Origin of the sequence: Devosia naphthalenivorans (genome assembly GCF_003056355.1) — a bacterium.
Taxonomy (GTDB): Bacteria; Pseudomonadota; Alphaproteobacteria; order Rhizobiales; family Devosiaceae; genus Devosia; species Devosia naphthalenivorans.
This window is the reverse complement of sequence record NZ_PYVW01000013.1, coordinates 54,209-75,032: the sequence shown is the minus strand read 5'-3', so window position 1 is coordinate 75,032 and position 20,824 is coordinate 54,209. Positions and strand designations below refer to the sequence as shown.

Below are 20,824 nucleotides of genomic sequence, written 5' to 3'. Positions count from 1 at the left end.
TCAAGAGGGCGGGGCCGTGAAAGCCAGTGCCTATATTGTCGGACCCTCGGATGGGTCCGGCGCAGCATTGATCAATCTGGCACGGTGTCTCGATTTTGCGAGCGTGACGCCCTATGGCGGCATTGCTGAGGCCGAAGCGCAGTCCGCGATAACGCCGGTGTGCTTTTTCCTCTTTGCGGCGGTCGAGGATGTTGGGCGGCTGCAGCCCATTGCCGACGCGATCCGCTTCTGCCCCAATCGCCGGGTGCGCTTTTCGCCGCTGGTCTACTTCGCCGATAATCCCTCTATCGAGACGATCACCCGGTGCATTGCGATGGGGTTCGATGATGTCATCACCATGCCCTTCACTACGGCGCGTATCACCGACCGCATCAACCGCCAGATCGGACAAAGCCTGATCTACTATGAAACCGCCGGTTATTTTGGGCCCGACCGCCGGGATCGCGTCACGGCGCCGAGCCGGGCCGCCGAAAGCCGGCTGGGCGGGCAGTTTCGGCGGCTCGAAATCGTGCGCAGCCTGTCCACCGGAATCAACGTGCTGCGCGACGATCTCCACATGCTGCCTGGCTGACAGGTCCTACGCTGACACTTTAATGCAACGTTGCAGAAGAGTTCGGAAATCGTTTTCGACTGCTATTCCGGAAGTGCGGCTTTTCGCATAACGTCGCGCGACTGATTTCGCGAGTAGTTTCAGCCATGAGATTCGGCATCGACCTGCCGCCCCAGATCAAGGTGTTCGGGGCGTTCTTCATTTATTCGTTCACCATGGGCAGTCTCTACCCGCGCTTGCCGGCCATCCAGAGCGCCATGGGGGTCGGTGAGGGCGCGCTGGGGCTGGCGCTGATCGGCGCGGCCTTCGGAACGCTGATCTCGCTGACCTTCGCCGGGCCGATCATCGAGCGCATCGGCTATCGCCGCACGCTGCTGACCGCCATTCCGCTGCTGTCGGTGTTTTATGCCATCTCGGTCTGGGCGCAGGGTCCACTGGCCTTCTTCCTGCTGCTCGTGCCGGTCGGCATCACCATTGGCTGCATCGAGATCATCATCAACCTCGAAGCCGACCGGGTGGAACACGCCATCGGCCGGCGCATCATGAACCGCGCCCACGCGTTCTGGAGTTTTGGCTTCTTTACCGCGGGGCTTGTGGGCTCTTTCATTGCCCAGACCGGCCTGTCGCCCGAGGCGCATCTGGCCATCATGGTTCCGGTGGTCACCGTGGTCTCGCTCATCCTGCTGGGCCGGTTCGAGCCTGCCGAGCACCGTGCCGGCGGCAGCACCGAAGCGGCGCCGCGCTTTGCCCGCCCGACATCTGCGATCCTGGTGCTGGTCAGCGTGTGCCTCTCCGCCATGATTCTCGAAGGCGCCGGCATCGACTGGTCGGCCATCTATATGCGCAACGAGTTCCAAGCGGCGCCGTTCTGGGCCGGCTTTGCCGTGGCGCTGGGTGCTGGCGCGCAGGCCGTGACGCGCTTTTTCGCCGATAGCTTCGTCGAGCGCTGGAGCCCCGTCGTGGTGGCGCGCACCCTGCTCACCATTTCGGGCATCGGCGCGCTGATGGTGTTCTTTACGCCGGTGTGGTGGCTGGCTTATGTGGGCTTGGCCCTGATCGGGGTGGGCACCAGCGCATTGTTCCCGCTCGCCATGTCGGCGGCGGCGCAGCGCACCGATCGTCCGGCGGCCATCAACGTTGCCGCGCTGGCGCAGATTTCCTTTGTGTCCTTCCTGCTCGGGCCGCCCCTATTGGGCTATATCGCCGAGCATTTCGGCATCCGCTGGGCCTTCGGTGTCGGCATTCCGCTGGTCGTCCTGGGCCTAGTGACCGCCAACGCACTGGGCACAAATCGCGTCTCCAAGGTTGTACCAGCCGAATGACTATCGCTCCACAACACCGCCTCTATGCTTGCTTCTTCCTGTTCGCCGTGACCACCGGTGCGCTGATGGCGCGGCTGCCCGATATCCAGACCCATCTCGGCGTGACCGAGAGCCAGCTTGGCCTCACCATGATCGGCATGGCCATCGGCTCGCTGATATCGCTGACCTTCGGGGCTGCGGTGATCGAGCGCGTCGGCGTTCGCACCACGGCCTTCTTTACCGTGATGGGTCCGGCGCTGCTGTTTGCGCTGGTGCCATGGCTGGGCACTGCGCCCGCCGTGTTTGGCGTGCTGCTGGTCACCGGCCTGCTTTCGGGCGCGCTCGAGATCAATCTCAACGTCGAGATCGACCGGCTCGAAATGCACACCGGCGGGCGCTTCATGAACCGCGCCCATGGTTTCTGGAGCGTGGGCTTTTTCGTGACGGCGCTGGCGGGCGCCGGCATCCGGCAGTCGGGCCTGTCGGTGGAGGCACATCTGGGCCTGATCGCCGCCATTGTCGTGCTTGTCGGCGGCTACATGATTTCGGGCATCGTGCCCGCCCCCGCACCGCAGCGCACTCACGGTGAAAACACCCACCGCATCGCCTTCCCGCATCTGGGCCTGCTGCCGCTGTGCCTGATCGGCTTTGCGGCGTTCCTGGTGGAGGGCGCGGGGATCGACTGGTCCGCGATCTATATGCGCGACGTCTTTGCCGTGCAGCCCTTCGTGGGGGGCATGGGGCTGACGCTGTTCGCCTTCTTCATGGCCGTGATGCGCCTGACCGCCGATCCCGTGGTCGCGCGCTATGGTCCGCGCAACGTCGCCATGGTGCTGCTGACGCTCGCCACCATCGGCGCGCTGATGGTGGGCTTTGCACCTGCACCGGCCTTGGCTCTGGCAGGCTTTGCGCTGATGGGCATCGGTTGTTCGGCGGTCTATCCGCTGGCCGTTTCGGCGGCAGCGCAACGCACCGACCGTCCGGCCGCGGTAAACGTCGCGGCGCTGGGGCAGGTGAGCTTCGTGGTGTTCTTTCTCGCGCCGCCGCTCCTGGGGTTCGTTGCCGAATATCTGGGCATTCGCAATTCCTATCTAATCTGCGTGCCGCTGCTGCTGGCGGGGCTTTGGGCATCGAGTTTTGCCCTTGGCACCCGCAAGGCCCTGCCGCCGGTGGGCCTGCCGCCAGAGCCGCTTTCGCCCCATGCCTGACCTGCCGCCCATCGTCGATCTGCGCCAGTCTGCCACCGCGCTGCGCGTGCAGCGCGGTGTGATGCGGCTGCTGCGCGAAGGCTACGACATGGCCTGCTATGCCGAAGTGCCGCTCGCCAATGGGCGGCGCGCCGATGTGCTGGCGGTGGGGCCGAAGGGCGAAATCTGGATCGTCGAGATCAAATCGAGCCTCATCGATTTTCAGGTCGATCGAAAATGGCCGGAATACCGGGAGTTTTCCGACCGCTTCTTTTTCGCCAAGCCGCCTGAACTCGAGGCCGCCATCTTCCCCGAGAGCGAAGGCCTGATCGTTGCCGATGGACATGACGGCGCCATACTGCGTCCCAGCCCCGATACGCCGCTGGCACCCGCCCGGCGCAAGGCGCTGATGCTCAAGCTCGCGCGTTTGGGCGCCGACCGCATCCACGCCCTGATGGACCCCGGCCCCAAGTGAGCGGAACCATGATCGGCAAGGTCCCGGCGCATTGGCGCATCATGGCGCTGTTTTTCGTACACGCGCTGGCCGCCGGCGCCATTCACACGCGCATCCCCGACGTGCAACTGCAGATCGGTCTCAGCGAGGCCGAACTGGGCATCGTGCTCATGGGCCAGCCGCTCGGCGCGCTCACCATGTTCCTGTTTTCCAGCCGGCTGATCGAGGCGTTCGGTCCGCGCAAGATCATCCTGTGGCTGCTGCCCTTGATGACGATCAGCGCAGCGCTGGTTACCGTGATGCTGCATCCCGTGGCGATGTTTGTGCTGCTTGCCATCAACGGTGTCGGCTTTTCAGTCACCAATATCGCGATCAATGTGGAAGCGGACCGGGTTGAAGCCAGCACCGGCCTGCGGGTGATGAACACCTGCCACGGCGCCTGGAGCATCGGGTTTCTCCTGACATCACTGTTGGGGGCCGCCCTGCGCGGGCTCCATGTGCCGCCGGCCATTCACCTCTGGGCGCTGTCGCCCCTGCTGATTGCCCTTTTGCTGGTCGTGGTCCTGCCCATGCCATCGGCGGCTGAGCGGGCCTTTTCGGGCAAGGCCAGACGCAAACTTGCCTGGCCGACCCTTGCGACCCTGGGCCTTGTGGCGTTCGGGCTCGGTGCGGGCCTGGTGGAAGGCGCCTCGCGCGCCTGGTCGATCATCCTGTTGCGCGACAGTTTCGACGCGCCCACCTGGATCGAGTCCATGGCGCTGCCGGCGCTGCTTGCCACCATGGCCATCGGGCGGCTGATGGCCGACCCGATCATCGAGCGCCACGGCCCGGTTAGGGTTGCGCGCTTGCTGACGACGCTGGCCATTGCAGGCCTCGTGCTCGTGGTGTTCGCGCCGCATTACCTGTTCGCCATTTTCGGCTTTGCCCTGGTCGGCGCCGGCATCTGCGTGCTGTATCCGCTGATGCTATCGGCCGCCGCTCGGCTGGGCGACCGCCCGGCCTCCGAGAACGTCGCCGCAACGACGCTGATCGTGCAGATGATCAATCTAGGCGCACCAGCCCTGATTGGCGCGGTCGCCGAGGGATTGGGCGTGCGCATGGCCTTTGCCATCCTGCTGCCCCTGCTGATGCTGACCTGGGCGATGGCGGGCCGGTTGGCGCCTTCCACCCCGCAGGGAGAGCTTGCTACTGCGACGCGGTAAGGCTTCTGGCCATGAATATCCACCTGACGGCGCATCGATCACGACTCGCCTTGCTCCCGTAGGCAAACAAAAGGGCAGGTCCTTGCGGGCCTGCCCTTGTTTATTGTCGAGCCTGTCGCCTTACTTGGGCGCCAGCACCATCACCATCTGCCGGCCTTCGGAACGTGGCTGGGATTCGACCTTGGCAATTGCCTCGGTTTGGTCCTTCACCTTGATCAGGAGCTGCATACCCAGTTCCTGGTGCGCCATTTCGCGGCCACGGAAGCGCATCGTCACCTTGACCCGGTCACCATCATCGAGGAACCGTTGCACGGCCTTCATCTTGGTGTCGTAGTCATGCGTGTCGATGTTCGGGCGCATCTGCACTTCCTTGACCTCGATCACCTTCTGCTTCTTGCGCGTCTCTGCAGCTTTTTTCTGCGCGGCGTATTTGAAGCGGCCGAGGTCGAGCATCTTGGCGACCGGCGGCTGGGCGTTGGGAGAGATCAGGACGAGGTCGAGACCCTGTTCCTGTGCTTCTGCGAGAGCCTCGCGGGTATTGACCACCCCACGGTTCTCGCCTTCGGCATCGATGAGCTGAACATCGGCGCTGGTAATATCTTCGTTCGAGAGCGGCCCATCTTTCTGGGGCGCGACTGGTCTCATGGGACGGCGAATGGCAGAGATCCTTGTGTTGTTCATCCAAATGGTGAAATCCGCCATAAAATCGTGTTAGCGGGACCATAAGTCAACTGGCAAGCGCCAGAAATTCCACACGAGGCCTCCTTATGACGCATGCCGAGCCACTCCACGCAACGATCAGTGTCGGCGAGGGTTCCGCCGCCCGCCCGATTGCCATCATGGAGCGCTCCGGCAATGGCCCCGGCCTGTTCTGGCTGGGAGGGTTTCGCTCCGACATGATGGGCAGCAAGGCCCTGGCGCTCGATGCGCTAGGCGCCGAGCAGGGCCTGGCGGTCACGCGGTTCGATTACTCGGGCCATGGCGTTTCGGGCGGAGACTTCAACCAGGGCACGATCAGCCGCTGGCTCGAGGAAGCCGAGGCGGTATTCGCGCGTACCAAAGGTCCACAGATCGTGGTTGGCTCATCCATGGGCGGCTGGATCGCATTGCTGCTGGCTCGGGCACTGCTGCGGCGCAATGAACGGCGCCTCAAGGGCATAGTGCTGATCGCGCCCGCGCCGGACATGACGCATGAACTCATGCTGCCCGATTTCACGCCCACCGAGCACGAGGCGCTCCAGAATAACGGCTATGTCGAGCAGCCCAGCCAGTATTCGGACGAGCCATACCGGATCAACCGCGCGCTGATCGAGGACGGCAAGCACCATCTGCTGTTCGGCAATGTCATCGAAACCGGCTGCCCCGTGACGATCCTGCAGGGCGGCAAGGACCCCGACGTGCCCCAGGCGCACGCCATTAAGCTGGTGACCCATATCCTGCATGATCCCGTCACGCTGACGCTGATCCCCGATGGCGACCACCGCCTCAGCCGCGACGAGGACCTGGTGCGCTTGCGCGCGGCCGTCCTGGCGCTGCTCTAGGCGCCGTGGGCCATCAGCTGGCGGCCATGGGCCTTGAGCCAGGCGCGGCCGCGGTCCATTTCGGGCAGGGTGCGGGCAACGGTCGCCCAGAAAGCCGCCGAATGGTTCATTTCAACCAGGTGCGCCACTTCATGGGCGGCCACGTAGTCGAGCACGAAGGGCGGCGCCAGGATCAGCCGCCAATTGTAGTTGATATTGCCCGTCGATGAGCACGAACCCCAGCGGCTTGCCTGGCTGCGCATCTTGATCGACTTGACGGTGACGCCGAGCCGGGCGGCATGGTAGGCCGTGCGCACGGCAAGATCGGCTTGCGCCTCGTCCTTGAACCAGTCGGTCAATCGCCGCGCCTGATGCGCCGGTTCGCCGGGCACGAACAACGCCGGAACGCCCTCGATCTCGCTGACCTCGACCCGCCCGCGCAGCTTGCCTGTCCCGATGATGCGGTGATCCACGCCCCGCAACGGCACCAATCCGCCGTTGCCGAAACGGCTGGCGTCCGGCGCCCGGCTGAGGCGCGCGGCCAGCCAGTTGCGGTGGCGAAGAAGAAACGCTTCGGCCTCGGCCCATTTGCCATGCGGCGGCAACGTCAGCACCGGCCCGCTCGAATGGGGCAGCGACAGCCGATAGCTGCGCGCCCGGGCATTGACCCGCACGATGATCGTGGTCGGCACGCCATCGATATCGATGAGTGTGCTGGTGGGAATCTTGGGTTTGGCGCGGAAGAACAGGTTCATGGGGGTCCGGGAATCACGCGTGACCATAATAGCTGGAAATCGGTGTCAGCGCCGCTACTTCGCGGCCGAATGCCAGCGCCGCAATTTCCAGCCTGCTCCTCCCCCTCGAAGGGGGGGTCACTCAACACGCCTGCCAGTAGCATGGGGCAATCAAGAACACCGTGCTGCCCTCGGGCTTGCCCGAGGGCCGTTCAGGGAGCCCTTACCGAAGCGGTTGTGCCTGCGGGACGTGGCCTCGGGTCAACCCCGAGGGTGACGATCCGGAATACCCTCAAGCGTCCGGATGCTTGAATACCAGCGCCGCGTTGGTGCCGCCGAAGCCGAACGAGTTCGACAGCACGATCCCCAGATCCACATCGTCACGCCGCTCTTGCAGGATCGGCATGTCGGCAAAGGCCGGGTCCAGGTTCTCGATATTGGCGCTTTGCGCGATAAAGCGGTGCTTCATCATCAGGATCGAATAGATCGATTCGTGCACGCCGGTTGCGCCCTGAGAGTGGCCGGTGAGCGACTTGGTGGCCGAGATGGGCGGGCATTTGTCTTCGTTGCCGAAAAGAGCCCGGATCGCCTCGATTTCCTTGAGGTCGCCGACCGGCGTCGAGGTAGCGTGGGGATTGATGTAGTCCACCTTGCCCCGAACGTTCTCGAGTGCCATGCGCATGCAGCGCTCGGCGCCTTCACCGGACGGAGCCACCATATCGAGGCCGTCCGAGGTCGCGCCATAGCCAACCAGTTCGGCCCAGATTTTCGCACCGCGCGCCTTGGCGTGCTCGTATTCCTCGAGCACCAGAACGCCGGCACCGCCCGAAATCACGAAGCCGTCACGCGCCGCGTCATAGCAGCGGCTCGCCTTTTCCGGGGTCTCGTTATAGTCCGAGCTCATGGCGCCCATGGCGTCGAACAGGTTCGACAGGGTCCAGTCCAAATCCTCGTGGCCGCCGGCAAAAACGATGTCCTGCTTGCCCAGCATGATCTGTTCCATTCCATTGCCGATGCAATGCTTGGACGTCGCGCAGGCGGCGGTGATGGTGTAGTTGACGCCCTTGATGCCAAAGGCGGTGGCCAGCGTTGCCGAAGCCGTCGAACCCATTGCCTTGGGCACGGCCAGCGGCCCGATGCGCTTGGGGCTGGTGTTCTTGCGGGTCGTGTCGGCGGCCTCGACGATGGTGCGGGTCGAAGCGCCACCGGAGCCCATGACGATACCGGTGCGCGGATTGCTGATGTCGGAGGCTTCAAGGCCTGCATCGGCAATGGCCTGCTGCATGGCCATATAGTTCCAGGCGGCGCCCTTGCCCATGAAGCGGGTAACGCGCCGATCGAGCATCTCGAACGGGTCGATGCGTGGGTCGCCCTTGACCTGGCTGCGGAAACCTAAATCCGCATAATCCTGGGCGAACACGATGCCGGGCTTGGCCGTGCGCAGGCTTGTCGTGACTTCATCCAGCGAATTGCCGATGGAAGAAATAACACCCATGCCGGTGACGACAACTCGTCTCATCTAGACCTCATGTGATCGGACGTCATTCAGTTCGACGCCTCATCTTGTTCGTGTCTCGCCGGGATCAGCTAGCGATTTTCTGGTCATTGAGCTGGGCGTCGGTGAACAGGCCGACTCGCAGATCCTTGGCCTCGTAGATCACCTTGCCGTCGGCCTTCACCCAGCCATCGGCAATGCCCAGCGTCAGGCGCGAGCGCATGACGCGCTTTATGTCGATACCATACTCGACCAATACAACGTCGTTGGTGACCTGGCCGGTAAACTTAATTTCACCGCCCAACGCGCGACCCTTGCCGGGTTGGCCGATCCAGCCCAGGAAAAAGCCGGTCATCTGCCAGACGGCGTCGAGGCCGAGGCAGCCCGGCATCACCGGATCGCCAATGAAATGGCACTTGAAGAACCAGAGGTCCGGATTGACGTCCAGCTCGGCCCGAACCTGGCCGCGGCCAAAGGCGCCGCCTGTCTCGTCGATATGGGTAATCCGGTCGAACATCAGCATGGGCGGCGCAGGAAGGCGAGCATCGCCCTGCCCCGGCAGCTCGCCGCGGCCATGGGCCAGCAATTCTTCATACCCAAATGCGTGTTTCCGCTCGGCCATGCCAAACATCCCGGTTAACCCTAGTGTTTCGTCTCGTATAGAGGCATGGGAAGGGGGTCAAGTCGAGCCCGGCGGCACACCGGCGCAGACCGGCTTTAGATGCGGCATGCGTGCGGCTTGTGTGATTTTTACGCCATAGTTATAAGATGGGCTGTAATTCCGGCCCTTTCTTATCAAGGACCCAATGATAGACCGTTCCCAGACCACCAGAGCACTGCCTTCGCGAAAGCCTTGCCTTACCGCAGTACTGCGTATGGCAGGCCTGCGCCCGACCCGGCAGCGCGTGGCGCTGGCCGAGCTGCTGTTCGGCGGACCGCACCGGCATGTCAGCGCTGAGCAATTGCACGGCGAAGCGGGTGACGCCAACGTCAATGTCTCGCTGGCCACCATCTACAATACGCTGCACCAGTTCCATGAAGCGGGGCTGCTGCGCGAAGTGGCCGTGGATGCCTCCCGCTCGTATTTCGACACCGACACTTCGGATCACCACCACTTCTATGTCGAAGACGAGCAGCGGATGATCGACATCCCCGCCTCTTCGGTGGAGTTCGCGGCGCTGCCCGACGCACCCAGCGGCATGAAAGTGAGCCATGTCGACGTGGTGATCCGCGTCCGCAAAGCCGTTTAGACACGGTCCTGGGGCGAGCATCACTAGCGAGTTCCGCCCTGCACCACGTGACAGGCGGGCGGCCATCGCCCATATTGCGGGCAATACGAAACAGCGTCAAAGGCTGCCTATGAGCCAAAAGGTCAATCTGAAAGCCTATTTCGAGCGAATCGGCTTTGTCGGCTCGATTGCCCCGACCTTGGCGACCCTCGAGACGATCCACGCGCTGCATCCGGCGGCCATTCCGTTCGAGAATCTCGATCCCCTGATGGGGCTTCCGGTCAAGCTCGACCATGCAAGCCTTGAAAAGAAGCTGCTGTCCGAACGGCGTGGCGGCTATTGCTTCGAGCACAATCTGCTGCTGATGGCGATGTTGCGAGACCTGGACTACAACGTGCGAGGCCTCGCGGCGCGCGTATTGTGGAACAATCCGGCGGGGGCGGAGGGACAGCCCACGCACATGCTGCTTGCGGTCGATATCAGCGGCACCACCTATATTGCCGATCCGGGCTTTGGCGGCATGACGCTGACGGCGCCACTCAAGCTCAAGGCGGATGTGGAGCAGACCACCCCGCACGAGACCTATCGCCTGCTCAATGAAGAAACGAACTGGGTTCTGGAAGCCAGGATCGGCGAAGAGTGGAAGCCGCTCTATATGTTCGATCTGACCGAGCGGACCCTGGCCGATTACGAGGCGGCGAACATCGCCGTTTCAACTGATCCGGCATCGCATTTCACCAGGACTTTGAACGTTGCGCTGTCGCCTCCGGGCGAGCGCCTTAGCCTACACAATAACCGCTTCACCCGTTTTGCGCAGGGGGAGGAGCCGGAGCGGCGAATGCTGAGCAGCGTGGACGAAATACGCTCGGTCCTGAGCGAAACCTTCGGCATCCAACTGCCGTCGACCGACCTGCTGGATCAGCGGCTAGAAGCCATTCTCACCGATGCTGGAGTTTCAGAGACCTAGATGGCGCCGGTGATTGTCGACCCATCCCGAGTGCATGAATTTGCGGGCAAGGACGGTTTTTACGCCTGGCTGGCCGACCATCACGCTTCGGAACCAGAAATCTGGATCCGCATCTTCAAGAAGGCCTCGGGCAAGCCGACGATATCGCCGGTCGAGGCGATCGACGCCGCCCTGTGCTGGGGCTGGATCGATGCCATCCGCAAGAGCTGGGACGAAGAATCGTTCGTGCAGCGCTATGTGCCGCGCGGCCGCAAGAGCGTGTGGAGCCAGATCAATCGCGACAATGTCGAGCGGCTGGTCGCAGAGGGGCGGATGACCGAACATGGACTCAAGCACGTGGAAGCCGCCAAGGCCGACGGCCGCTGGGCCGCAGCCTACAAGATGAACATGGAAGCGCCGGCCGAACTGCTGGCGGCCATCGAAGCGAGCCCGGCCGCCAAAGCAGTGTATGGCACGCTTAGCAGCCAGAACCGGTTCGCGCTGACCTTCCGGCTGGCGAGCCTGAAGACCCAAGGCGCGCGGGAAAAGAAGATCCGCACCTTCGTAGAGATGCTCGAGCGCGGGGAAACCATCTACCCGCAAAAGCCACCGAAATAGAAGCCGCGCTACAAGCGGCAGGAGAAGCTTCGCCATGATCACCGTTTTCGGCTCGACCAATCTCGATCAGGTCGGCACCGTCAGCCGCCTGCCCAAGCCGGGCGAGACGGTGGCGGGTGGCACGTTTTCCATGGCGGCCGGTGGCAAGGGCGCCAACCAGGCGCTGGCGGCGCGTCGCGCAGGGGCGCAGGTCCGGCACATTTCGGCGGTGGGCGCGGATGCCTTCGCCGATCTGGCGCTGGAACTGCTCAAGGCCGATGGGGTCGATCTTTCCGCCCTCAAAAAGGTGGATGAGCCGACCGGCATCGCGATGATCTTCGTCGATCAAGCAGGCGAGAACTGCATCGCGGTGCTGCCCGGTGCCAATGGCACGATGACGCCAAGGGATGCTGAGCAGGCTTTGGCTGGTGCCGACAGCGGCGTTTTGCTGCTGCAGCAGGAAGTCCCGCAGGATGCGACCGAACGGGCGCTGGACCTCGCCAAGACGCGCGGCATGATTTCCATTCTGAATACGGCGCCGTTCCTCGACACCACTAGCGCGATTGCCCCCAAGGCGTCGATCCTGATCTCCAACGAAACCGAGTTCGAACTGCTCAGCGGTCGCGGCATTGCGGAGTTGGACGACGCCATGCTGGAGTGGTCGGTTCGGCACGGGCAGACGGTGATCGTGACCCTTGGCAAGGATGGTGCCAAGGCAGCGCTCGACGGCCGGCTGATCGCGGTGCCGGCGCTCAAGGTCACGCCGGTGGATACGGTAGGCGCCGGCGACACTTTCTGCGGTTATCTGGCGGCTGGTCTCGATGCGGGGCTGGAGCTGGAAGCGGCCATGCAGCAGGCAGCACGCGCGGCAAGCCTGGCGTGTCTCAAGCCCGGCGCGCAACCGGCGATTCCCAACGCGGCGGAAGTTGCGGCGGCTGGATAACCCGAGGCGCTATAGCTCCAGAAAAGACCTCAGCGCGGAGCGCGCTTGGCCAGAATCCGCTGCAACGTCCGGCGGTGCATATTAAGGCGCCGCGCCGTTTCCGACACGTTGCGGTCGCACAACTCATAAACGCGCTGGATATGTTCCCACCGCACGCGATCGGCCGACATCGGATTTTCCGGCGGTTCGGGCTTGTCTTCCCCACTCGCCAGCAGCGCATTGATGACGTCATCGGCATCGGCGGGCTTACTCAGATAATCGATAGCGCCGAGCTTTACCGCCGTCACCGCCGTGGCGATGTTGCCGTAACCCGTCAGCACCACGGCCCGCGCATCGGGGCGCTTGGTGTGGAGCGCGGACACCACTTCAAGCCCATTGCCGTCTTCGAGGCGAAGATCGACCACGGCATAAGCTGGCGGCTTTTCCGCCACTGCGGCGAGCCCGGCGGCAACCGTGCCGGCGGTCCGCACATCGAACCCGCGACGGGCCATGGCGCGCTCGAGGCGCTGCAGGAAGGCCACGTCGTCATCCACCAAAAGCAGGCTGGGATCGTCGGCCAGAAGGTCTTCTATCGTGCTCATGGGCTAGATGTAGGGGTTCCCTGCGAAAAGGTCAAAAAAACGCAGCGTCAAAGTGACAGGTGCGACATCACAGCGCCTCCACCGCGCTGCGCGGCCAGACAATGCGCACGCGGGCATGGCCTTCGGCGGCGATATTCTCGAAGGCCAGGCGGCCGCCGGTTCGCTCCAGCAGCGTCTTGGCGATGAATACGCCCAGCCCCATGCCGCCGGGCTTGTTGGCGTCAGGTCCCTGCGGATCGCGCGGACGGCTGGTGAGATAGGGCTCGCCCAGCCGGGCAATGAGCTCGGGCGCAAAACCGGGCCCGTCATCGGTGATGGTGACCGAGACCGCATCATGGTCCCAGGTGGCCTCCACCTGCACCGCCTGGCGGGCGAAATCGGCGGCATTCTCGATCAGATTGCCCAGCCCATAGAGCATGCCCACGCTGCGGTCGAACACCGGTGGCGGGCCGGCGGTGTGTTCGGCCAGCAGTTCCAGGTGCTTGCCGCGCCCTTCATGGGGCCGCATTACTTCGGCCAGAAGGTCGGTCAACGGCACGGCGGCAAAGGGATCGCCGCCGTCATTGCCCAGATTGCGCAGCTTGGCGAGGATCTGCCGGCAGCGCGCGGCCTGCTCGATGATGAGTTCGACGTCATTGGCCAGGTCGCTGCCCGGCTCGGCGTCGGAGCGCATTTCCTTGGCCGCGAGGGCGATGGTGGACAGCGGCGTCCCCAGCTCGTGCGCGGCGGCGGCCGCCAGCCCATCGAGCGCCGAAAGTTGCTCCTTGTGCGACAGGGCCAGCTCGGTCGCGGCCAGCGCATCGGCGATCTGCCGGGAGTCGTGCGCTACCCGCATGGTGTAGGCGGAGATGAACACTACGCCACAAATGATCGAAACCCAGATGCCGATCACATAAATGCGGTTGAACACCAGCTGCTCGCCCGGCGTCCAGGGCAGGGGCAGGTGCCAGATCGACAATAGCGAGGCGACAATCACCGCCAGTAGCGCGATGGCAAAGGTCGCGCGGCGCGGCAGCGTGGTGGACGATACGGCAACCGGCGCCAGCAGCAGGATGGAAAACGGGTTGTGCAAGCCGCCCGTCAGCGCCAGCAGGCTGCCAAGCTGGCAGAGATCGAACGCAACCTGGGTCGCCGCGAAGCCCGAAGAAGGCCGGTGCCCCACGCCGAATTTGAGCAGAAGCCAGATATTGAGCGCGGCCGAAGCGGCGATCAGACCGAAACACGCCGCCAGCGGCACCGGGAATCCCAGCCCGAAGGCCACGAACAGCACGCCGATGGTCTGTCCGGCCACGGCCAGCCAGCGCAGCAGCACCAGCGTTTGCAGCCGCAGGGGCCGCCAGGTGGACGGCAAGGGGAGCCCATCGGCTTGGGTCAGGCTCATTTTTTGGCCCTCTTACGGCAAAAACAGGGCCCGCTATGGGAAGCACGAGGTTTCATTTCAAGAGCCAAAAAATCACAGGCACAGGATTGATCCCACCCCAGGGCGGGCCACGTTAAGCGCATCGTGACTGGGAGATTGAAACGACATGAACACAGCAATCATCAAACCTCAATGGTCGCCCCTCACCATCATCCTGATGGTTTTGGGCTTCATCGTCTTCTGGCCGCTCGGCCTTGCCGTCCTCGGTTATATCCTGTGGGGCGAAAAGTTCGGCGGTTCACCTGAAAAGGCGCAGGCCTATTGGAACAAGGGCTGCTCCTGGGTTGGCGCCAACAAGCCGCGCCAGTGGAACAACAACAGGAGCTATACCATGAACTCGTCCGGCAACGCCGCATTCGATGACTATCGTGCCGAACAGCTCAAGCGCCTCGAGGAAGAGCGCGCCCGTCTCGACGCCGAGATCGACGCTTTCCAAGAATACATGGCGAATTTGAACAAGGCCAAGGATCGCGAAGAGTTCGACCGCTTCATGAACGAACGCCGCGGTTCGCGCCAGGGCTACACCGACCAGTCCAATGGCGACACCAACAATGGCTGGAGCAACAATAACGGCTAAGCCCCAGCCCTGACCTCCTCCTGAAGCCAGTCGTTCCCAACGACTGAAACTGGCGCCCTCGCAAGAGGGCGTTTTTTTATGTGGGTGCGACGATGTCCCAGCCGACACTCCTCTCCGGACCTCCCATTCGAGGGGGATTGTTCACCTTGTTCGTATGGATCAGATTTATCCCACCCACCGTGCTTCCCTCGGGCTCGACCCGAGGGCCACGTCCCGCAGGCACACCGCTCCGGTAAGGGCTCCCCGAACGCCCCTCGGGTCATGCCCGAGGGTGACGATTGCGTCTGGGGTGTAGTCTCGGCTCCAAACCCGAAGCCATCCACCCCCGCACAATCCCCTAATACGAAAACTCGGAAAACTGCGCATCCTTGCCGTCATAGGTCAGCACCCGGCCGATCAGCGGCGTGCCGATGCCGGTGATGAGCTTGACCGCTTCCATCGCCATCAGCGTGCCGATAACGCCGGTGAGCGGGCCCAGAATGCCCGTTGCTTCGCAGGAGGGCAGGTCCGCGTCATCGGCCATGTCGGGGTAGAGGTCACCAAACTGCGGGCCGCCGGGGGCGAACACCGTTACCTGCCCGTCGAACATCGAAACGGCACCGGAAACCAGCGGAATGGCGTGGCGGGCAGCAGCGTCCGCCACCACGCGCCGGGTGGCGAGGTTATCCGTTCCATCCAGGACGAGCTGGTACCCGGCCATGATCGCATCGGCGTTGCCGGGCTCCAACTGTTCGGCATGCACCTGAACCGCTACGTGCGGATTAAGCGTGTGGACGAAGGCAGCAGCGCTCTCGGCCTTGCCTTGGTCGATCCTCGAATGGATCACCTGTCGCTGCAGGTTCGACAGCGACACCGTGTCGTGGTCGATCACACCAAGCGTACCAACGCCCGCGCCGGCTAGATAGGCAATCACTGGACTGCCCAGGCCTCCGGCACCAACCACCAGTACGCGGGCGGCCTTGAGCGCTTGTTGCCCGCTCCCGCCCATGCCCTTGAGCACGAGATGGCGAGCATAGCGGCGCGTTTCCTCGGTCGAGAGCGGGTCGGCCAATCAGCTGAGCCCCTTGCCGGTCGAGCCAAAGCCGCCTGCACCGCGAACCGTTTCGTCCAGCTCAGCCTTGACGGTGAAACGCGCGCTCAGGACCGGCGCCACCACCATCTGGGCAATGCGGTCGCCCCGCCGGATGGCAAATGGCGCCTCGCCCAGATTGATCAGGATAACCTGCACCTCGCCGCGATAATCGGCGTCGATGGTGCCGGGTGAATTCAGCACCGTCACCCCGTGGCGCGCGGCCAGCCCCGAGCGGGGCCGCACCTGCGCCTCAAAACCCTCGGGCAGCGCCATGGCGAAGCCGCAGGGGATCAGGGCGCGTTGTCCCGGCGCCAGAAGTTTTTCCTCGCCCAGCGGCAAGGCCGCGACCAGATCCATGCCGGCGGCACCTGCGCTTTGCTGGCTGGGCAAGGGCAGGCCTTCGCCATGCGCCAGCCAGACCAGCCCGATCTCGACCAATTCGCTCATCGCGCCACCCGCACCACGGCGTAGACTTCCTCGGGCAAATCAGCCGTGCCACGCAGCAGATCGAGAAACTGGATCTTCTGTTGGGCCGAGCGGCCATCGCTGGAAAGATCCATATTGGTGTCGGTGATTTCGAGCCCCGAGAACCGAACCGTCGCCCCGCGTCCGGCAAAAAACGCCTCGACCATTTTCCGAGTTTCGTCGTCCATCGCCTCGTCGGCGCCGATTTCCGCCTTCATCCGCGCGGTGCGCAGCGATACGCGCACCAGCCCCCGGCCGGCCGGCGTGAACTGCACGATTTCCTGCTTGGCGCCCAAGGTCAAATCGGCGAAGCGGCCTTCCTCGATGATGATGCAGGTCGCCGTTCCATCGCTGTTTTCGGTCAGCGCGCCGGTCGCGCAGAACTCTTCAGGCTCGCTCTGGCCCCTGGAGCCCTCGGCATTCATCTTGATCATGGCGTAGAAATCGGCGCCCATGACCTGGGTAATGGTTGCCCGGGCCGTGGTGGCGCTCAGCAGTTCCACGTCCACATCGGCATCGATGCACCCCGCCAGCGCTGCGCCGAGCAGCGTCGTGGCTGCCAGCTTGCCGAGGGCTTTGAGGAACATGAAAGATCTCCGGGGTGGTAAGTCGGGCAATCTATGGCCACCGCCGCCATGGAACAAGCCGAACGCTCATGACGCTATGGTGAGCAGCCGCCAGATGGCCACCAGCAGGGTCAGTCCGGCAAGTCCCATCAGTCCGAGCAACATGTTGCGCATGACGCCATCGTTCTGGCGGTGCTTGTTGGCGTGATAATCGGCCAGTGCCAGTTCCGCCTGGGCGATGATGACCGGCAGGCGTCCCGCAGCTTCCGCCGCAGCCTTGATATGATCGCCGATGTCCTGGATGCGACCCTGCGGGCCTTCTTCCTTGCGCAACCAATCGCCCACGACCGGCTCCGCGATGGTCCAGATATCGAGGTCGGGATCGAGCGACCGCGCCACGCCCTCGACCAGCACCATGGATTTTTGCAGGAGCACCAGTTCGGGCCGGGTCTGCATGGAAAACAGCTCGGTGATGGCGAACAACTGCCCCAGCACCTTGGCCATTGAAATATCGCTGGCGGTGCGCCCATGCAGCGGCTCCCCGATGGAGCGGATGGCGAGCGCAAAATCATCGACCGACTGGTCCTTGGGCACATAGCCGATGTCGAAGTGCCGCTCGGCCACCAGGCGATAATTGCGCGTGATGAAGCCATAGAGAATATCGGCGAGGAACCGTCGCTCGCGCCGGTTGATGCGGCCCATGATGCCGAAGTCCACTGCCACCACGTCGCCGTTGCGGGAATCGACAAAGAGGTTCCCCGGATGCATGTCGGCATGAAAGAAGCCGTCGCGGATGGCGTGCTTCAAAAAACTCTGCAGCAGGTTGGCGGCCAGCGCCTTGCGGTTCACGCCCGCAGCATCCAGCGCCGCATGATTGCGGATCGGAATGCCTTCCACCCAACTGGTGGTCAGCACATTCTGCGCCACATGCTCCCAGCTGACAGTGGGGATAACGAAGCCGGTGTCGTTCTTGATGTTCTCGGCCATCTCCGAGATGGAGGCCGCCTCGAGGCGCAGATCGAGTTCCAGCCGCGCCGAGCGGTCCAGCGTCTGCACCACTTCGGTGGGCCGCAGGCGCTGGGTGGAACGCACGAAGCGCTCGGCGAGGCCCGCCGCGGCATAGAAGCTCTCGATATCGGCCATGAAGCGGTCGCCCACACCCGGCCGCAGGATCTTGACGGCAACGGTCTTGGCCGGCCCCACCGGGGGAACGAGCCTGGCCCTGTGCACCTGCGCAATGGAGGCCGCGGCGATGGGCGCGCTGAGATCGGTCAGCTCGGCAGCCTTGCCCTCGAGTGCTGCCCGCAGGATCTGGGGCACCAGCGCGGGGTCGAACGGGTCCATCCGATCCTGTAGCCCGGCCAGATCATTGGCGATATTGGCGCCAACCACATCGGGACGGGTGGCCAGCGTCTGGCCGAATTTCACATAGGTCGGGCCCAGCCGGTTCAGCGCCTTGTTCAGCCGCTCCACATGCCCCGTCTTGCGCACGCTTGGCCGCTCGATTAGCCGCCCCAGCCAGATGCCGAGCCGCAATGGCGCCAGCGCCGGGGGCAGGCCATTGGTCGAAATGATCGACAGCGCCCCCTCGCGCGCCAGGACATAGCCGGCCCGCGCCAGGCGATAATAGGCTGAGATCAGCATGTGCCTAGAGCTTCCATCCCGAAAACAGCGTCGCGACATTGCCTGTATAGGCGGTGGCCCTAACGCGCCGGAAGCCGGCCTCGCTCAGCATCGACTGGAACAGCGCTGGCGAGGGAAACTTGCGGATCGATTCCACCAGATATTGATAGGGTTGCGGATCGCCCGTCACCAAGCGCCCCATGGGCGGGATCACCCGGTCCGAGAAGGCCTTGTAGACGGCGTCGAACCCGGGCACATCGACTTGCGAAAACTCAAGCACCAGGATGCGTCCGCCGCGCTTGAGCACGCGGTGTGCTTCGTTCAGCGCCTTCTGGATGCGCGGCACGTTGCGGATGCCGAAGGCAATCGTATAGGCGTCGAAGCTGTTGTCCTCGAAGGGCAACTCTTCCGCATTGGCCTCGACGAAACTGGCTTGCGCCGGATAGCGCCAATTGCGCGCCCGCTCGGCGCCTATGCGCAGCATGTCGGTATTGATGTCGGAAACGACCACTTCGGAATAGCCCACCGAGGCATTGATGATACGCTCGGCGACGTCGCCCGTGCCGCCCGCCATATCCAGCACGCGGTAGGGCCGTGTGCCGCGCTTGGGCGGCGCGAGGTCCGCCACCAGGGCGTCCTTCCAGACGCGGTGGATACCCCCGCTCATCAGGTCGTTCATAAGGTCGTAGCGATCGGCCACCTGGTGAAACACCTGGTTGACCATGCCCTGCTTGTCCTGCAGCGCCACGGTCTGCTCACCGAAATGAGTGGTCTCTTGCGCATCGGTCATGGCGTGGCTCGCAAATACTGGACAGGTTTGGCGCACCATATAGAACCGATATGGGCTTTGCCATGGCGCAAAGCCGCACATGTTTAAAGAGGCCATGATGCCGGAATTACCCGAGGTAGAGACCGTCCGCCGCGGCCTGGAGCCGTGGATCGATGGGGCGACCATTGAAAAGGTGACGCTCAACCGTGAGAATTTACGCTTCCCCTTTCCGGCAGGATTGGCCGAGGCGATCGAGGGGGCGACCATTACCTCGGTCGGCCGTCGCGCCAAATATCTGCTGCTGGGTCTTTCCAACGGCAAGACAGTGCTCAGCCATCTGGGCATGACCGGCTCCTGGCGCTTCGCCGAACACGCCATCGACAAGCCGCCGCGCTATTACGAAACCGAGCCAACTCCAAAGCACGACCATATGGTGTGGACCATTTCCCACCCCCGGCACGGCAAGTCCCATCTGATCTATGCCGACCCGCGCCGCTTCGGCTTCATCGACCTCTACGACGATCTGGCCGACAGTCCCTATCTCAAGGGCCTCGGACCCGAGCCGCTGGGCAATGACTTCAATGCCGATGAGATGGCGAAAAAATTCGCCGGCAAGAAGACGCCGATCAAAGCCGCCCTGCTGGATCAGCGCGTGGTGGCGGGCCTGGGCAATATCTATGTCGCCGAGGCGCTGCATCGCAGCCATATCCTGCCGACGGTACTCGCCGGCCGGCTGGTGACGGCCGGGGGCAAGCCCAAACCCGTGCTGGAGGATCTCGCCAGCGCCGTGCGGCAGGTTCTCATTGAAGCCATCGAAGTCGGCGGCTCGACGCTGCGCGATTTCCGCAATGCCGAAGGTGGGAGCGGCTATTTCCAGCACCGCTTTGCGGTATATGATCGCGAAGGCGAACCTTGCCCGACCCCGCTCTGCACCGGCACTATCGAGCGCATCGTTCAGTCGGGGCGATCGACGTTCTTCTGCCCGATGTGTCAGAAGAAGGTTTGATGTCTCAGTCGACACCCTCCCCCCTTGCGGGGAGGGATCAAGGGTGGGGGTTGATTAGCCCCGCTATCGGGGCTCTCGCACCCCCTCCCAACCTCCCCCGTCCAGGGGGAGGTGCCGTCCGGCGGATGCGGTGGCATCAGAACACCCCATTCCTCCTTTGAATCCAGTTGACGCTGGCCCTTCCATCCCCTATAGACCGCCCAACTTGGCGGCAGTTCATACGCCGCCGATTTCATTTCATCCCGGACCCTGTGACGCCCAAGGCGCGCGGAGATGTCCGGCTGGACAGCCAAGAGGACCGTCATGGCCAATACGCCTTCAGCCAAAAAGGCTACCCGCAAGATCGCAGCCCGCACCGCGGTCAACAAGTCGCGCCGTTCGCGCGTCCGTACCTTCATCCGCAAGGTTGAAGAAGCCATCGTTGCCGGTGACCACAAGCTGGCCATGGAAGCGCTTGCCGTTGCCGCTCCCGAGATCAATCGCGCTGCGACCAAGGGCATCGTTCATGCCAACCTGGCTGCCCGCAAGGTTTCGCGCCTCAACAGCCGCGTCAAGGCTCTGAGCGCCTGATCGGGCACGCTGCGCGG

Annotated in this window: 24 protein-coding genes; 13 read left to right on the top strand and 11 right to left on the bottom strand. The window is 63.6% G+C overall.

The genetic code is table 11. The features are described from left to right. Positions 1–16: 16 nt before the first annotated feature. From C8264_RS15545 to C8264_RS15525, 5 genes are all read left to right on the top strand, one after another. Entirely contained in the window at positions 17–571 is a 555-nt protein-coding gene (locus tag C8264_RS15545; protein WP_108461889.1) for a hypothetical protein, read from the top strand. Between the two features lie 125 nt (positions 572–696). Continuing rightward, on the top strand, positions 697–1,872 hold the full coding sequence (locus tag C8264_RS15540) for an MFS transporter (protein WP_108461888.1): 1,176 nt from the start codon (positions 697–699) through the stop codon (positions 1,870–1,872). After that, complete coding sequence (locus C8264_RS15535; protein ID WP_108461887.1) at positions 1,869–3,059, top strand: MFS transporter; 1,191 nt, start codon at positions 1,869–1,871, stop codon at positions 3,057–3,059. Before C8264_RS15540 ends, C8264_RS15535 begins: the two co-directional genes overlap by 4 nt. Continuing rightward, complete coding sequence (locus C8264_RS15530; protein WP_108461886.1) at positions 3,052–3,513, top strand: MmcB family DNA repair protein; 462 nt, start codon at positions 3,052–3,054, stop codon at positions 3,511–3,513. The genes C8264_RS15535 and C8264_RS15530 overlap by 8 nt, the downstream gene beginning before the upstream one ends. 8 nt (positions 3,514–3,521) lie before the next feature. Continuing rightward, positions 3,522–4,694 carry an MFS transporter gene (locus C8264_RS15525; protein ID WP_108461885.1) on the top strand — a complete coding sequence of 391 codons (1,173 nt, stop codon included), beginning with the start codon at positions 3,522–3,524 and terminating at the stop codon, positions 4,692–4,694. A gap of 120 nt (positions 4,695–4,814) precedes the next feature. On the opposite strand, the gene infC is transcribed toward C8264_RS15525, so the two are convergent. Next, positions 4,815–5,351 (bottom strand): translation initiation factor IF-3, encoded by a 537-nt coding sequence (gene infC / locus C8264_RS15520; protein WP_205245700.1) that lies wholly within the window; start codon positions 5,349–5,351, stop codon positions 4,815–4,817. A gap of 110 nt (positions 5,352–5,461) precedes the next feature. Between infC and C8264_RS15515 the strand changes: the two genes are divergently transcribed. Further along, positions 5,462–6,235: an alpha/beta hydrolase gene (locus C8264_RS15515; protein WP_108461884.1), complete on the top strand. Its 774-nt coding sequence runs from the start codon at positions 5,462–5,464 to the stop codon at positions 6,233–6,235. Here the strand turns inward: C8264_RS15515 and C8264_RS15510 are convergent. From C8264_RS15510 to fabA, 3 genes are all read right to left on the bottom strand, one after another. Then, positions 6,232–6,969, bottom strand: coding sequence for a M48 family metallopeptidase (locus C8264_RS15510; RefSeq protein ID WP_162783686.1), 738 nt, complete (start codon positions 6,967–6,969; stop codon positions 6,232–6,234). The genes C8264_RS15515 and C8264_RS15510 overlap by 4 nt on opposite strands. A 271-nt stretch (positions 6,970–7,240) precedes the next feature. Continuing rightward, positions 7,241–8,467, bottom strand: a complete 1,227-nt coding sequence (gene fabB, locus C8264_RS15505; protein WP_108461882.1) for a beta-ketoacyl-ACP synthase I — start codon at positions 8,465–8,467, stop codon at positions 7,241–7,243. Between the two features lie 64 nt (positions 8,468–8,531). Further along, positions 8,532–9,065 (bottom strand): 3-hydroxyacyl-[acyl-carrier-protein] dehydratase FabA, encoded by a 534-nt coding sequence (gene fabA, locus C8264_RS15500; RefSeq protein WP_108461881.1) that lies wholly within the window; start codon positions 9,063–9,065, stop codon positions 8,532–8,534. Positions 9,066–9,249: 184 nt separating this feature from the next. Here fabA and irrA point away from each other — a divergent pair, with 184 nt between their 5' ends. From irrA to C8264_RS15480, 4 genes are all read left to right on the top strand, one after another. After that, the gene (gene irrA / locus C8264_RS15495) at positions 9,250–9,693 is read left to right on the top strand and encodes an iron response transcriptional regulator IrrA (protein WP_108461880.1); all 444 of its coding nucleotides are present in this window, start codon (positions 9,250–9,252) and stop codon (positions 9,691–9,693) included. 109 nt (positions 9,694–9,802) lie between these two features. After that, on the top strand, positions 9,803–10,639 hold the full coding sequence (locus tag C8264_RS15490) for an arylamine N-acetyltransferase family protein (protein WP_108461879.1): 837 nt from the start codon (positions 9,803–9,805) through the stop codon (positions 10,637–10,639). Then, positions 10,640–11,236 (top strand): YdeI/OmpD-associated family protein, encoded by a 597-nt coding sequence (locus tag C8264_RS15485; RefSeq protein ID WP_108461878.1) that lies wholly within the window; start codon positions 10,640–10,642, stop codon positions 11,234–11,236. Between the two features lie 34 nt (positions 11,237–11,270). Beyond that, entirely contained in the window at positions 11,271–12,158 is an 888-nt protein-coding gene (locus C8264_RS15480) for a ribokinase (protein WP_108461877.1), read from the top strand. A gap of 29 nt (positions 12,159–12,187) precedes the next feature. On the opposite strand, the gene C8264_RS15475 is transcribed toward C8264_RS15480, so the two are convergent. Both C8264_RS15475 and C8264_RS15470 read right to left on the bottom strand, forming a co-directional pair. Next, positions 12,188–12,739: an ActR/PrrA/RegA family redox response regulator transcription factor gene (locus C8264_RS15475; RefSeq protein ID WP_108461876.1), complete on the bottom strand. Its 552-nt coding sequence runs from the start codon at positions 12,737–12,739 to the stop codon at positions 12,188–12,190. 67 nt (positions 12,740–12,806) lie between these two features. Further along, positions 12,807–14,120, bottom strand: coding sequence for an ActS/PrrB/RegB family redox-sensitive histidine kinase (locus C8264_RS15470; protein WP_108461875.1), 1,314 nt, complete (start codon positions 14,118–14,120; stop codon positions 12,807–12,809). Between the two features lie 145 nt (positions 14,121–14,265). Between C8264_RS15470 and C8264_RS15465 the strand changes: the two genes are divergently transcribed. Continuing rightward, positions 14,266–14,736 carry a DUF2852 domain-containing protein gene (locus C8264_RS15465; RefSeq protein WP_108461874.1) on the top strand — a complete coding sequence of 157 codons (471 nt, stop codon included), beginning with the start codon at positions 14,266–14,268 and terminating at the stop codon, positions 14,734–14,736. A gap of 337 nt (positions 14,737–15,073) precedes the next feature. On the opposite strand, the gene C8264_RS15460 is transcribed toward C8264_RS15465, so the two are convergent. From C8264_RS15460 to ubiE, 5 genes are all read right to left on the bottom strand, one after another. After that, the gene (locus C8264_RS15460) at positions 15,074–15,787 is read right to left on the bottom strand and encodes a HesA/MoeB/ThiF family protein (RefSeq protein WP_108461873.1); all 714 of its coding nucleotides are present in this window, start codon (positions 15,785–15,787) and stop codon (positions 15,074–15,076) included. Then, positions 15,788–16,255, bottom strand: a complete 468-nt coding sequence (dut, locus tag C8264_RS15455; RefSeq protein WP_108461872.1) for a dUTP diphosphatase — start codon at positions 16,253–16,255, stop codon at positions 15,788–15,790. Then, a complete protein-coding gene (locus C8264_RS15450; RefSeq protein ID WP_108461871.1) occupies positions 16,252–16,860 on the bottom strand; it encodes a hypothetical protein in 609 nt (202 codons plus the stop codon). The genes dut and C8264_RS15450 overlap by 4 nt, the downstream gene beginning before the upstream one ends. Before the next feature lie 66 nt (positions 16,861–16,926). After that, positions 16,927–18,483: a 2-polyprenylphenol 6-hydroxylase gene (ubiB, locus tag C8264_RS15445; protein WP_245893259.1), complete on the bottom strand. Its 1,557-nt coding sequence runs from the start codon at positions 18,481–18,483 to the stop codon at positions 16,927–16,929. A 4-nt stretch (positions 18,484–18,487) separates the two neighbouring features. Further along, on the bottom strand, positions 18,488–19,252 hold the full coding sequence (gene ubiE, locus C8264_RS15440) for a bifunctional demethylmenaquinone methyltransferase/2-methoxy-6-polyprenyl-1,4-benzoquinol methylase UbiE (protein WP_108461870.1): 765 nt from the start codon (positions 19,250–19,252) through the stop codon (positions 18,488–18,490). A 97-nt stretch (positions 19,253–19,349) separates the two neighbouring features. On the opposite strand from ubiE, the gene mutM reads away from it, so the two are divergent. Together mutM and rpsT are read left to right on the top strand one after the other, a co-directional pair. Beyond that, positions 19,350–20,237, top strand: a complete 888-nt coding sequence (mutM, locus tag C8264_RS15435; RefSeq protein WP_108461956.1) for a bifunctional DNA-formamidopyrimidine glycosylase/DNA-(apurinic or apyrimidinic site) lyase — start codon at positions 19,350–19,352, stop codon at positions 20,235–20,237. Between the two features lie 303 nt (positions 20,238–20,540). Continuing rightward, the gene (gene rpsT / locus C8264_RS15430; RefSeq protein ID WP_108461955.1) at positions 20,541–20,807 is read left to right on the top strand and encodes a 30S ribosomal protein S20; all 267 of its coding nucleotides are present in this window, start codon (positions 20,541–20,543) and stop codon (positions 20,805–20,807) included. Positions 20,808–20,824 lie beyond the last annotated feature (17 nt).